The sequence below is a fragment of the Plantibacter sp. ME-Dv--P-095 genome (assembly GCF_030209365.1).
Lineage (GTDB): Bacteria > Actinomycetota > Actinomycetes > Actinomycetales > Microbacteriaceae > Plantibacter.
This window is the reverse complement of the sequence record NZ_JARVSB010000009.1, coordinates 228380-241395: the sequence shown is the minus strand read 5'-3', so window position 1 is coordinate 241395 and position 13016 is coordinate 228380. Positions and strand designations below refer to the sequence as shown.

Genomic DNA, 13016 nt, shown 5'->3' with positions numbered 1-13016 from the left:
CCGGTCCGGCAGGATAGCGTTGGAGGATGTCGACCGAGAACCCCAGCGCAGCGTCCCCGGAGCGAGAGGTCCTCGACTGGCCCACGTTCGGTGACGCGTCCCGTGAGCTGTCCAGCCAGATCGTCGCGAGCGGGTTCCGGCCCGACTCGGTCGTCGCCATCGCCCGCGGTGGCCTCCTCCTGGCCGGTGCCATCGCCTACGCCCTCGACGTCAAGGCGTGCGGCGCGTTGAACGTGGAGTTCTACACCGGCGTCGACGCGCGGCTCCCCGAGCCCGTCGTCCTGCCCCCGCTGCTGGACATGGCCGGACTGCCTGGCAGCCGGGTGCTCCTCGTGGACGACGTCTCGGACTCCGGACGCACCCTCGCGATGGTGCTGGAACTCATGCAGGCCAGCGGGGCGGAGGTGCGGACGGTCACCCTGTACGAGAAGCCGCAGACGGTGCTGCGCCCGGACTACGTGTGGAAGCGCGTCGACCGGTGGATCTCCTTCCCCTGGTCGACCCTGCCGACGATCACGGCCTGACCGGACCTCTCGCGGCCCGGGCGCCGGGTAGGGTCGCAGGGTGAGTGTTTTCCTCCTCGGCGGTCCGGCCGCCCCAGAGACCGAGTCGACCGTCTACGCAGCGTTCATCGCCGAGGCGGCCGCCCTCGCGGTCGTCGCCGGCCGGCTCGCCCCGCGGATCGCGATCGTCGTCGTCCACGACGGGGACGGGCTCGAGCAGTCCGCCGCGCTGGAGCGCGCCGTGGCCCGCGCTGGTGAGATCGAGGCCGTGCGCGTCGTGGTCCGCGAGGGCGGCGTGGTCGCGCAGGCGCAGCTCGCCGAGGTCGACGGCGTCATCGTCGGCGGCGGTCTGCCGTCCGCCTACGCGGAGGCCGTGGCTCCCGTCGCGACGGACATCCGTCGCCTGGTCGCCGCCGGCCTGCCCTACCTCGGCATCTCGGCCGGCGCGATGATCGCCGCCGAGCACGCGATCATCGGTGGGTGGCGTGTCGGCGAGGTCCCGGTGAGTCCGGAGGCCGCGTCCGAGGAACTCGACGAGGTCACCATCGGCGATGGCCTGGGGCTCGTGGACATCGCGGTCGAGGCGCACGCCGCGCAGTGGGGCACCCTCGGGCGCCTCGTGGCCGCGACCGAGGCCGGGGTCGTCGACGGCGGCGTCGCGATCGACGAGAACACGGCCCTCGTGGTCGGGCAGGGTGCGTTGACCGTGCTGGGCGGGGGCAGCGTGTGGCAGGTGTTCACCGCCGAGCACGGTGTGGTCGTGCGCACGATCGGCGCCGAGCAGCAGCAGTAGGCGATGACGGACGGTGTGCTGGGTGGGAGCCCGGCGGAACTCGCCGCGGCGGGACTGATCGACGACGATTGGGCGGCAGCGCTCGAACCGGTCATCGACCGCCTGGCCGGGATCAATGCCTGGCTCGCTTCGGAGACGGCTGCAGGTACCCCCTGGCTCCCGGCACCGGAGCTCGTCCTGCGGGCCTTCCGGACCCCGTTCACCGCGGTCCGCGTCCTCATCGTCGGCCAGGACCCGTACCCGACGCCCGGTCACCCGATCGGGCTGTCGTTCGCCGCGGACCGCGGGGTGCGCCCGCTGCCGCGCAGTCTCGTGAACATCCATCGCGAACTCCGCGACGACCTCGGCGTCCCGACCCCGGAGCACGGCGACCTCAGCGCGTGGACCGGACAGGGCGTCATGCTCCTCAACCGCGTCCTCACGGTCGAGGCCGGCGCCGCCGGTTCCCACCGCCGGCGAGGCTGGGAGGCCGTCACCGAGCAGGCCATCCGCGCGCTCGCCGAGCGTCCGGTGCCGCTCGTGTCCATCCTCTGGGGGAAGGACGCCGAACGGTTGGCCCCGCTCCTCGCGTCCCCGGACGACCCGGACCGCCACGTGATCGTCTCCGCCCACCCGAGTCCGCTCTCCGCCTCGCGCGGGTTCTTCGGATCGAGACCGTTCAGCCGCACGAACGACTTCCTCGCCTCGCGCGGGGCGGACCCCATCGACTGGTCCCTCGACTGAGCAGCCCGCCACAGCGCGGGCCGCAAGGCCTGTCCGTGGCCGCGCCCCCTGGCTAGGCTGGGGGGATGCTGGAAGAGGAGTACGAGCCGAAGCGCCGACTGCCACCGCACCTGCGGAAGCCGCCGACGCCGGAGACGCCGTTCGCCTTCACCATGCGGGACGCGACCGCGGCCGACCTGCCCGACATCCGTGCGATCTACAACCACTACGTCGCCAACAGCATGGTGACCTTCGACGAGGATGCGATGACGCTCGCGGAGTGGCGGTCCAAGTTCGCCTACCTGCAGCGGCTCCAGCTGCCGTTCATCGTCGCGGTCAACCCGACCGGACAGATCCTCGGGTACGCCCTGTGCGCGCCGTGGAAACAGAAGCGCGCGTACCGGTTCACGGTGGAGAGTTCGATCTACCTCGGAGCGGCGGCGACGGGCAAGGGGCTCGGCACCGACCTCCTCGGCGAACTCATCGAGCGGGCGAAGGCCGCGGGCCTCAAGGAGATGCTCGCGGTGATCGCCGACAAGGGCGCCGAGGCGTCGATCAAGCTCCACGAGAAGTTCGGCTTCACCGAGGTGGGGCGCATGGGCCGCGTCGGGTTCAAGTTCGACCGGTGGATCGGTACGGTCCTCCTGCAGAAGTCACTCAAGCGCTGAGCAGAGGGCGGCTCCGAGACCGGGGTCGCGGCCTAGGCTGATCCCATGGCGGAACTCCACGAGCTGACGGCGCTCGAGCAGTGGCAGGCGTTGCAACGCGACGAGGTGTCACCGACGGAGTTGGCACGGCACTACCTCGATCGCATCGAGCGACTCGACGACGCGATCGGGGCGTTCACCTCGGTCGCCGCCGGATCGCTCGCCGGGCGGGTGGAGGCGGTCGAACAGCTGTCGAGGACCGCACCGCTCTGGGGACTACCGATCGGCGACAAGGACCTCGTGTCCCGTGCGGGGCAGCCCGTCCGCTTCGGGTCCCGGCTCACCGCTGAGTTCGTCGCGACGAGTGACGACGAGCTGGTCTCCGTGCTCGATCGCGCCGGTGCGGTGAGTCTCGGCAAGACCGCGACGCCGGAGTTCGGACTCTACGGCTACACGGAGCCGATCGGCGCCGAGCCGACGCGCAATCCCTGGGCCCTCGACCGCGGGGCCGCCGGTTCGAGCGGTGGAGCCGCCGCTGCCGTCGCCGCCCGACTGCTGCCGTTCGCGCCGGGCTCGGATGGAGGCGGGTCCGTCCGCATCCCGGCTGCCGCCTGCGGGCTCGTCGGCCTGAAACCGACCAGGGGACTCGTCCCGGCCGGGTCCGGCGTCGACCGGCTCGCCGGACTCGTGGTCCCCGGCCCGATCGCCCGGACCGTCGCCGATGCCGCGCTCCTCCTCGACGCGATGATCGAACGCGTCCACGGCCGGATCGACCACCACTTCACCCTCCGTGCGCCCGACGCCGACGACGGTCCGCTGCTCGGCCATGCCATCCGCGGTGAGGGACGGTTCCAACTGGCGGTCCTCGACGGGTCCCCGTGGGACAGCGCCTACGAGCTGGCCTACGATCCGGAGGCCCGGGCAGCGGTCGGTGTCGCGGTCGATGCCTTCACCGCGATGGGCCACGGCATCGACGAGCTCGCCCTCCGCGACGCCGAACGCTACCCGGCCGACTTCACGACGATCTGGCAGGCCTCCGCCGCCGGTGTCCCGGCCTCCTCCGAAGCGGAGCTGGCGCTCCTCGAGCCCATCACGAGGTCGCTCGTCGAACGGGGTCGGGCGCTGCCGGCCACACGGCTCATGGAGACGCTCGCCAGCCTCCACCGGTTCGAGCGCAGCGTCCTCGCCCAGTTCGCCCCGTTCGACGCGATCATCACCCCCGCGCTCGCGCAGACACCGCGACCGATCGGCTGGTACGACGCGGCGTCGCCCGAGCTGAACTTCGAGCAGCAGGTGCGCTACGCCCCGCACACCTCGTTCGTGAACGCGACCGGCCTCCCGGCCATCACCCTCCCGGTGCACCAGACGGCCGATGGGCTGCCGATGGGCGTCCAACTGATCGGCCGTCCCGGCGGCGAGACCACCCTCCTCGCCCTCGGCGCCCAGCTGGAGCGCCGACTGCGCTGGCAGGACCGGGTCCCGCCCGTCGCGAGGTGAACCGGCCGGGCGAGGTATGACGGGATGTGACGCGGTCGCCCCGCCCGACACGGCCCCTCGCGCCTAGGGTGCTGAGGCGGCCCGTTCGGAACGGATCGATCGGACCGCTCCAGCAGAGGAGCCCGTCATCGCCGTCCAGTCCAGTCCCAAACGCCTCATCCTCAACCTGTTCGAGATGAACTGCGTGAGCCACATCACCCACGGCCTCTGGCGGCTGCCGGGCAATCGGCGCGAGCAGTACACCGACATCCGCTACTGGACCGAGCTCGCCCGCACGGCGGAGGCCGGCGGCTTCGACGCCGTGTTCATCGCCGACGTGGTCGGGACGTACGACGTCTTCCGCGGCGGACCGGCGGACGCCCTGCGTGAGGGCCTGCAGATCCCGAACAACGACCCGCTGCTCATCGTGCCGGCGATGGCCGCCGTGACCGAGCACCTCGGGTTCGGGATCACTTTCTCGACGAGTTACGAACCACCGTTCGCCTTCGCCCGTCGCATGAGCACACTCGACCACCTGACGAACGGCCGTGTCGCCTGGAACATCGTCACCTCGTACCTGCCGAACGCCGCACGGAACTTCGGCCTGGCCGAGGAGATCCCGCACGACGAGCGGTTCGCGATCGCCGAGGAGTACCTGGACGTCCTCTACAAGCTGTGGGAGGGCTCGTGGGACGACGACGCCGTCGTCCGCGACCGCGAGACCGGGGTCTACTCCGACCCCGACAAGGTCCGGTACATCGACCACGTCGGGCGCTACTTCCAGGTCGCCGGACCACACCTGTCCGAGCCGAGCGCGCAACGGACACCGCTGCTGTACACCGCGACCGCCTCACCGGCCGGGATCGCGTTCGCCGGGCGGCATGCCGAAGCGGTGTTCACCGGCGTGCGCGGACCGGGCGGTGCTGGGCCGCTCCTCGAGCGGTTCCGTGCGGCGGCGGCCGACAACGGCCGCGACGGTGCCGCCCTGAAGATCGTGGTCCAGGCGGCCGTGATCGTCGCGGCCACGCAGGAGGAGGCCGAGGCGAAGGCGGCACAGTACCGGGAACACGCGAGCCTCGTCGGCCGGTTCGTGCACGCGAGCCTGCCCTTCGACCCGCTGGCGCACCCGGAGGACCGGACGGTCGCCGAGGCGCTCGCCGCGGAGGGGGTCCCGGCCGACGCCCTGCCGCCGCAGGTGACGACCGGCACCGTCGGTGAGTTCATCGCGCGGGCCGGCAGCGATCTCGAACGGGACTTCTTCGCCGTCGGCACCCCCGAGGTCGTCGCGGACGAGATCGAGCGATGGCTCGACGAGGTCGGCATCGACGGCATCAACCTGCGCCAGTACCACAGCCTCGACACGCTCACCGATTTCGTCGAGCTCGTCGTGCCGGAGCTCCGTCGCCGGGGACGGCTGCGCGACAGCTATCTGCCGGGGGAGACGCTCAGAGAGCGCCTGACCGGGGGAGCCGCCCGGCTCCCGGCCGACCACCCGGCCGCCCGCTACCGCGGCGGGCGGAACCTCGGCGGGCACGGGGCCACAACCTCCGAGGGACACACGGCGTCATCGAGGGAACCCGCGGGAAACCTGTCGTAACAGAGCGGCGGGGTGGCCCGGCGTGCCGACCAGGATGGGCAACCACACCGGCACAGCACCGGACCACCCCGACCTCCAGGAGCACCCGTCATGACCCCAACCACCAGACGGCGAGCACGACTCGCCGCCGCAGCCCTCGTCGCCGTGAGCATCGCGCTGACCGGCTGCTCGGCGGCATCGGCCTCGTCCGACGCGGACGGTGGCAGCCTCACCTACCTCGACGCGGAGATCCCCACCTCGGCGCAGGTGCAGGAGGCGGGCACGTGGCAGACCCGTGCGCTGCAGCAGAACGTGACCGACCGCCTGCTCTACCGCAACGCCGAGACCGGTGAGCTCGAACCGTGGATCGCGGACTCCTGGACCGTCAGCCCCGACGGTCTCACGTACACCTTCGTGATCCGTGACGGCGTCACCTACAGCGACGGTACCGACGTCGACGCCACGAGCGTCGCGAAGAACCTCAACTGGCAGTCGGCGGGCGACGAGGCGAAGGGGACGACGCCGAACGCGCAGTTCCCGTCCGGCCTCGTCGCGACGCCCGATGACGCGAGCAGCACCGTCACCGGCGTCCTCGCCGCCCCGTACGCGCCCTTCCTCAACGTGCTCACCGGGTGGGGATCCGGGCTCGTCGCCGACGCGACGATCGACGCGAGCAAGGAGGAGCAGTCGAAGTTCGTGAACCTCATCGGCTCCGGCCCATTCGTCGTCGCGTCCGAGACCTACGGCAAGGAGATCGTGCTCGACCGTCGGGACGGCTACGCCTGGGCCCCGCCGTCCTCGCCGAACCAGGGCGAGGCACACCTCGCCTCGGTCACGGTCATCCCCGTGCAGGAGGACAGCGTCCGGCTCGGCACCCTGAAGTCCGGCGAGGCGGACGTCATCCGCTACGTCCAGCCGAGCGAGGAGCAGGGGCTCGTCGACGCCGGCTACGACATCGTGTCCAAGACGGGTGTCGGGCTCAGCAACCAGTGGTTCCTCCGCAGCCAGGCGCCGTTCCTCGACGACGTCGACGTCCGGAAAGCGCTCCTGCACGCGATCGACCGTGACCAGATCATCGAGACGCAGTACACCGACAGCTGGACGCCTGCGACCTCGGTCCTGTCGCCAGGCACCTTCGGCTACGTCGACGAGTCGGCGAAGTTCGCCTACGACCCGGATGCGGCGAACAGCCTCCTCGACGGGGCCGGCTGGACCGAGCGCGACGCGGACGGCTATCGCACGAAGGGCGGCGAGCGGCTCACGGTGAAGACCTACATCGACGTGTACGACAACACCGCGAAGAGCCTCTTCCAGCAGATCCAGAACCAGTTCAAGGACGTCGGGATCGAGCTGTCGCTCAACGAGCTCGACTACTCCACCTACTGGGCGACCGCGTTCGCGGACCCGGAGGTCGGGGCGCTCCGTGTCGGTTGGCCGCACCCCGACCCGTCGAAGGGTCTCAGCGAGTACTACGGCAAGGACGGCTCCGACCTCCTCGGTCTCGCCGGCTCCGACACGACCCTGCAGTCGCTGCTCGACGCGCAGAACGCCGCGACCGACGACGACACCCGTGCGGCGATCCTCGGACAGATCCAGGACCACCTGATCGACCAGGCCTACGTCGTCCCGATCCTGAACGACAGCCAGGTGTTCGTCACCCAGCAGCGGGTGCGGGGCTTCTCCCTCACCGACGGCGCCCTGCCGGAGTTCTACAACACCTCGATCGAGGACTGAGCGTTCGGGAGGGCCGTCGACCGGATGGCCCTCCCGGTTCAGATCCCGTCCCTTCCGAGAGGAGGCCCACATGTCCACTCAGCATCCGAACGCCAGCGCGGCGGACACGCGACGCCGGCAGTACCGCGAGTACGTGGTCAGGCGCGTCGCCCAAGCGCTGCTCGTCATCGCCCTCGTCTACACGCTCGTCTTCTTCACCCTGTTCGTCCTGCCCGGCGACCCGATCGAGAACAAGCTGACGAGCCCGCTCAATCCACTGCCCCCGGCCGCCGGCGAAGCGCTGCGGGCGTACTACCACTTCGACCTGTCGCCGATCGAACAGTTCACGCTGACGGTCGGTCGACTCCTCCACGGGGACCTCGGCTACTCGCTCGTGAGCGGTCGTGCCGTGTCAGACCTCGTCGCGCAGGGCTTCTCGGACACGATCGTGCTCGCGGGCGTCGCATTCGTGTTGACGATCCTGCTGTCGCTCGCGACCGCGCTCACCGCCGTCTACGCCCCCGTCAGGACGATCAGGAGCATCGCCGCCTCAGCGCCCATCGCCTCGATCTCCGCACCGAGCTTCCTCATCGGCTTCGTGCTCCTCGCGATCTTCTCCTTCCAGCTCGGCTGGGTGTCGTCGGTGCGCGACCAAGGCTTCGTCTCCTACCTGCTGCCCGCGCTGACCCTGGCGCTCGCCGTCAACGGTCCGTTGACGCAGGTGCTCATCCAGGGGCTCCGGAAGGCCGCCGACGAACCCTTCGTCACCGTGCTCCGCGCGAAGGGGACGAGCGAGGTCCGGATCGCGCTCGGACACGTGCTGAAGAACGGGGCGATCCCGTCGATCACGATGCTCGCCCTCGTCGTCGGTGAACTGCTGGCCGGAGCCGTCGTCGTGGAAGCCGTCTTCACCCGGACCGGGCTCGGTTTCATCACCTTCGAGAGCGTGCGCGATCAGGACACCCCGGTGATCCTGGCCGTCGTCATCCTCATCTCCTCCATCTACGTCGGGATCAACCTCGTGACCGACCTCGTCTACCCGATCCTCGACCCGCGCATCGTCCGGCCAGGGCACGCGCGGTCCCGACGCTCCCGCCTCGCCAGGCCGGATGTCACCACAGCGGTGGCCTCGGGGACGGCAGCCCCCGGTGGTACCCCGACGAAAGCGAGCGTGGACGCATGAGCCTCCGACTCCACCCGGACCGCGACGTCACCGCGGCCGACCGCGAACCGAACGCGTTCCGGCGACTCCGCGCCCGCCTCGGCGTCGCCGATGTCCTGGCGATCGTCGTCGTCGGTCTCGTCCTCGTATCCGTCGTCGCACCCGGCCTCCTCGCGCCGTACGACCCGCTCGAGCCCGACGACGCGAACGCGCTCGCCGCTCCATCGTTCGCGCACTGGTTCGGGACCGACTCGCTCGGTCGCGACCTGCTGTCCCGGGTGATCCACGGCACCGGACGGACCCTGCTCGGCTCGGCGGTCGCCGTCCTCATCGGTCTCGGCGCCGGCACGGTCCTCGGCCTCGTCGCCGCCTCGTTCGGCGGTGTCGTGGACGCCGTCATCAGCCGCATCGTCGACGTGCTGCTCTCGATCCCCGGGCTGCTCCTCGCGATGGTGGTCGTCGTCGCGCTCGGGTTCGGCACCCTCAACGCCGCCGTCGCCGTGGGGATCTCCTCGATCGCGGCCTTCACCCGCATCATGCGCTCCGAGGTGCTGACGGTGAAGGACCTGCCGTTCGTCGAGGCGAGTCACCACCTCGGCGGGTCGCGGGCCTACGTCCTCGTGAAGCACGTCTTCCCCAACTCCTACTCGGCCGTCCTCTCGCTCACGGCCCTCCAGTTCGGCCTCGCGATCATCTGGATCTCCTCGCTCAGCTTCCTCGGGTACGGGGCGCCGCCGCCCGACCCGGAGTGGGGACTGCTCGTCTCCGAGGGTCGACAGTACGTCGTGTCGTCGCCGTGGCTCGTCGTCGTCCCGGGCCTCGTGATCGCCGTCACCGTGCTCGCCATCAGCCGTCTCAGCCAGCTCACCCGCGAGAGGACCACCGCATGAACCAGGCAGCCCAGCAGCTCAGCACCTTCCACCTCGTCGGCGCGGCCTCGGTCCCGTTGCTCGTCGACGGGCTCGCCGTCGGGTACCGGACCCGTGGCTCGAGGGCTCCGGCCGACACCGTCCGCGAGGTGTCCTTCCAGGTCGGGCGCGGTGAGACGGTGTCGCTCGTGGGGCAGTCCGGATCGGGGAAGAGCACGATCGCCCGGGCGGTCGCGGGGCTCCTCCCAGGCAACGGCTCGGTCACCGCCGGTCGGATCGCGGTCGCCGGGCACGAGGTCGCCGACTTCTCGCGGAAGCAGTGGCGGCCGTTGCGGGGCTCGACGCTCGGGTTCATCCCGCAGGACCCGCTGTCGTCGCTCGATCCGCTGCAGCGCATCGGCGTGCAGATCGCCCAGGCGGTCCAGGTGACGGGCGACACCCCGCGCTCGGAGGTCCCGGCGCGCGTGATCGAGCTCCTGGAGCACGTGGGCATCCGCCAAGCCGCGAGCCGGGTGCGCTCGTACCCGCACGAGCTCTCCGGCGGGCAGCTGCAGCGGGTGCTCATCGCGATCGCCATCGCCGCGAGGCCGAGGCTGCTCATCGCCGACGAACCGACGTCCGCGCTCGACGTGACCGTCCAGCGGCGCATCCTCGACCTCCTCGACGGCCTCCGCGAGGAGCTCGGGCTCGGCATCCTCTTCATCACCCACGACCTGGCCCTCGCCCAGGAGCGCAGCGATGCGATCGTCGTCCTGCAGGACGGGAACGTCCGGGAGTCGGGCCCTGCCGAAGAGGTGTTGCTCACGCCGCGGGACCCGTACACGATCCGGCTGCTCTCGGACTCGCCTGCGTCCTCGCCGCTGCGCTACCGGGAACGCATCCGCGCTGCGGCCGACCAGGTGCAGGCGGAGCAGCGCGGCGACACGGGCACGACAGCCGCGGTGGTCGAGGTGTCGCACGTGTCGAAGCGGTTCGGACGCGATCCGCGGACGCCGCCCGCGCTCGACGGTGCCTCGCTCGTCCTCCGACCGCGATCGATCCATGCCCTCGTCGGTGAGTCGGGGTCGGGCAAGTCGACCCTCGCCCGCATCGTCGCCGGGCTCACGTCCTTCGACGACGGCTCGGTACGGGTGGCCGGCCGGGAGCTGCCGAGGGAGCACGCCGTCGCGAACCCCTTCGCCCGGGACCTCCAGTTGGTCGCCCAGAACCCGCTCTCCGCGGTCGACCCGCGGTACACCGTGGGGCAGATCATCGAGGAGCCGCTGCGCATCCACGGGGTGCGGAGTGCGGTGGAACGACGGCGTCGCGTCGCGTCGATCCTCGATCAGGTCGGCCTGCCGGCGAGCGTCCTGGGCCGTCGTGCCCGGGAGGTCTCGGGCGGTCAGCGCCAGCGGGTCGCGCTCGCGCGAACGCTCATCCTCGCGCCCTCGGTGCTCGTCCTGGACGAACCGACCTCCGCCCTCGACGTCTCGGTGCAGGCACAGATCGTCGACCTGCTCCTCGACCTCCGCGACGAGCACGCGCTCAGCTACCTGTTCATCTCGCACGATCTCGGCCTCATCCGGCAGATCGCCGACGAGGTGACGGTGCTCTCGGAGGGACGCGTCGTCGAGTCGGGGCCGGCCTCCGCCGTGCTCGATCGACCGCAGCACGCGTACACTCGGGAGCTGCTCGACGCGGTCCCGCGGTTCGACGTCGAGCGGCTCGATCCGAGCCGGTTCGAAGCCGTCGGGTGAGTGCCTCGACCACCACGCGGAGTGTGGAGCAGACCATGTCGCGTTCGTTCGACGAGCTCGTCGCCGAGGCTGATGCCGCCTCGGTCGACGGGTGGGACTTCGCCTGGCTCGACGGTCGAGCCACGGAGGAGCGTCCGTCGTGGCGGTTCGCCGAGCTGCTCGGCCGCCGCTTGGCGGGTGTCCCGTCCTCGCTCGACCTCGAGACCGGCGGGGGAGAGGTGCTCGACACGGCGCCGGTGCTGCCGCCGCTCGCCGCCGCCACCGAGTCCTGGCCACCGAACCTCGCCCGCGCCGCCGCCCGCCTGCACCCGCGCGGCGTCGTCGTCGTGCGCACGGAGGAGGGCGCTCCACTGCCGTTCGCCGACGACTCGTTCGCGCTCGTGTCGAGCCGGCACCCCGTCGCCGTGGACTGGACCGACGTGGCGCGGGTGATCGCGCCGGGTGGAAGCTACCTCGCCCAGCACGTCGGACCGGCGAGCGTGTTCGAGCTCGTCGAGGCCTTCCCCGGCCCGCAGCCCGAGGCCGTGCGTCGCGGTCGGCACCCTGACGACGAGGCCGCAGGAGCCCGAGCGGCGGGTCTCGAGATCGTCGAGCTGCGGACGGAACGCCTGCGCATCGAGTTCCACGACATCGGGGCGATCGTCTGGTTCCTGCGCAAGGTGATCTGGATGGTGCCGGGGTTCACCTCCGCTCGGTACCTCGACCGGCTGCAGGAACTGCACCGGTCCCTGCAGGACGGTCCGTTCGTCGCACACTCCTCACGGACCCTGATCGAAGCGCGCAAGCCCGTCCGGTGATCGAGCCTCCTACGGGTGGGGGCGGCGGCATCCCGACATAGGCTCGTGGTGACAGCGAGTGGAGGACGATCGGGTGGTGGACACCGGCACGGGGCGACGACCGGTCTCGCGGATACGCACCCGACTGCTCGCCGGGCTCCGCTCGCGGATCCTCGCGGTCTTCGCGGTGGAGCAGGATCGCCCACCGCAGTGGACGCTCGACCTCGAGGACGGCACCGACACCGGGCACTTCACGCCGGGCTCCGCCGCCTGGGTCGTCCACGGTGGCGTCGAGACCATGGTCGCCGGCCTCCGGGCCCTGCTCCTGCAGGCGGCCCACCCGGGAGCCCTGGCCGGGGTGCACGACTGGTCCCGCTACCGGGAGGATCCGCTCGGGCGGCTCGACGGGACCATCCGCTGGATCTTCACCGTCACCTACGGCGACCGCGGCACGGCCCGGCGGACGAGCGACTACGTCCTGAAGCTCCACGAACGCGTCGTCGGCGAGTACCTGGACGCCCACGGGGCGACGCGCCCGTACGCGGCCAACGACCCGGACCTCCTGCGGTGGGTCCACCTGGCGTTCACCGACGCGTTCCTGAGCGTGCGACAGACCTGGGGCGGCCCGATCCCGGGCGGCGCGGACGCCTACGTCGCCGACTGGGCACTCGCTGGCGAGCTGATGGGTGTCGTCGACCCGCCGCGCTCCGAGGCCGAGCTGGCCCGACAGTTGCGCGGGTATCTCGACCGGGGTGAACTCACCGGCGGACCGCGGGTGGATGAGACCCTGGCGTTCCTCCGTCGGCCGCCGCTCGACCGCTCGCTGCTCCCCGCGTACTCGGTCCTCTTCGCCGGAGCGGTCGCGACGCTCCCGCCCGAGTACCGCCGGATCCTCGGGCTCCGGAAGGCGCACCTCGGCCCGATCCCGCTGCCGGTCGTGACCGCGACGAGAGTCGTCCTCTGGGTCGTCGGCCTCGTGCTCCACGGTGAGTCACCCAGCCAGCGCGCGGCCCTGCGCCGCCACCGACGACTGGCCGACCCGTCCGCTTGACGCCCTTCGACA

The 13016-nt window shown here is 71.3% G+C and carries 12 protein-coding genes; all 12 read left to right on the top strand.

Annotated features, from left to right (window positions below; translation table 11 throughout):
• The first annotated feature begins 26 nt into the window (after positions 1–26).
• Positions 27–524 (top strand): phosphoribosyltransferase, encoded by a 498-nt coding sequence (locus QRN26_RS13285; RefSeq protein ID WP_056012559.1) that lies wholly within the window; start codon positions 27–29, stop codon positions 522–524.
• Positions 525–564: 40 nt separating this feature from the next.
• Complete coding sequence (locus tag QRN26_RS13280; RefSeq protein WP_056781747.1) at positions 565–1296, top strand: Type 1 glutamine amidotransferase-like domain-containing protein; 732 nt, start codon at positions 565–567, stop codon at positions 1294–1296.
• 3 nt (positions 1297–1299) lie between these two features.
• Entirely contained in the window at positions 1300–2019 is a 720-nt protein-coding gene (locus QRN26_RS13275) for a uracil-DNA glycosylase (RefSeq protein WP_285037174.1), read from the top strand.
• Between the two features lie 65 nt (positions 2020–2084).
• The gene (locus QRN26_RS13270; RefSeq protein WP_056012546.1) at positions 2085–2666 is read left to right on the top strand and encodes a GNAT family N-acetyltransferase; all 582 of its coding nucleotides are present in this window, start codon (positions 2085–2087) and stop codon (positions 2664–2666) included.
• Positions 2667–2711: 45 nt separating this feature from the next.
• Entirely contained in the window at positions 2712–4142 is a 1431-nt protein-coding gene (locus QRN26_RS13265) for an amidase (protein ID WP_285037173.1), read from the top strand.
• 94 nt (positions 4143–4236) lie between these two features.
• Positions 4237–5718: an NtaA/DmoA family FMN-dependent monooxygenase gene (locus tag QRN26_RS13260; protein ID WP_350223926.1), complete on the top strand. Its 1482-nt coding sequence runs from the start codon at positions 4237–4239 to the stop codon at positions 5716–5718.
• Between the two features lie 90 nt (positions 5719–5808).
• Positions 5809–7431, top strand: a complete 1623-nt coding sequence (locus QRN26_RS13255) for an ABC transporter substrate-binding protein (RefSeq protein WP_285037172.1) — start codon at positions 5809–5811, stop codon at positions 7429–7431.
• Between the two features lie 70 nt (positions 7432–7501).
• Positions 7502–8593 carry an ABC transporter permease gene (locus QRN26_RS13250; RefSeq protein ID WP_285037171.1) on the top strand — a complete coding sequence of 364 codons (1092 nt, stop codon included), beginning with the start codon at positions 7502–7504 and terminating at the stop codon, positions 8591–8593.
• Entirely contained in the window at positions 8590–9462 is an 873-nt protein-coding gene (locus QRN26_RS13245) for an ABC transporter permease (protein ID WP_056012538.1), read from the top strand. Before QRN26_RS13250 ends, QRN26_RS13245 begins: the two co-directional genes overlap by 4 nt.
• On the top strand, positions 9459–11177 hold the full coding sequence (locus QRN26_RS13240; RefSeq protein ID WP_056012535.1) for a dipeptide ABC transporter ATP-binding protein: 1719 nt from the start codon (positions 9459–9461) through the stop codon (positions 11175–11177). Before QRN26_RS13245 ends, QRN26_RS13240 begins: the two co-directional genes overlap by 4 nt.
• A 35-nt stretch (positions 11178–11212) precedes the next feature.
• On the top strand, positions 11213–11974 hold the full coding sequence (locus QRN26_RS13235; protein WP_285037170.1) for a class I SAM-dependent methyltransferase: 762 nt from the start codon (positions 11213–11215) through the stop codon (positions 11972–11974).
• 76 nt (positions 11975–12050) lie between these two features.
• Complete coding sequence (locus QRN26_RS13230) at positions 12051–13004, top strand: oxygenase MpaB family protein (protein WP_285037169.1); 954 nt, start codon at positions 12051–12053, stop codon at positions 13002–13004.
• Positions 13005–13016 lie beyond the last annotated feature (12 nt).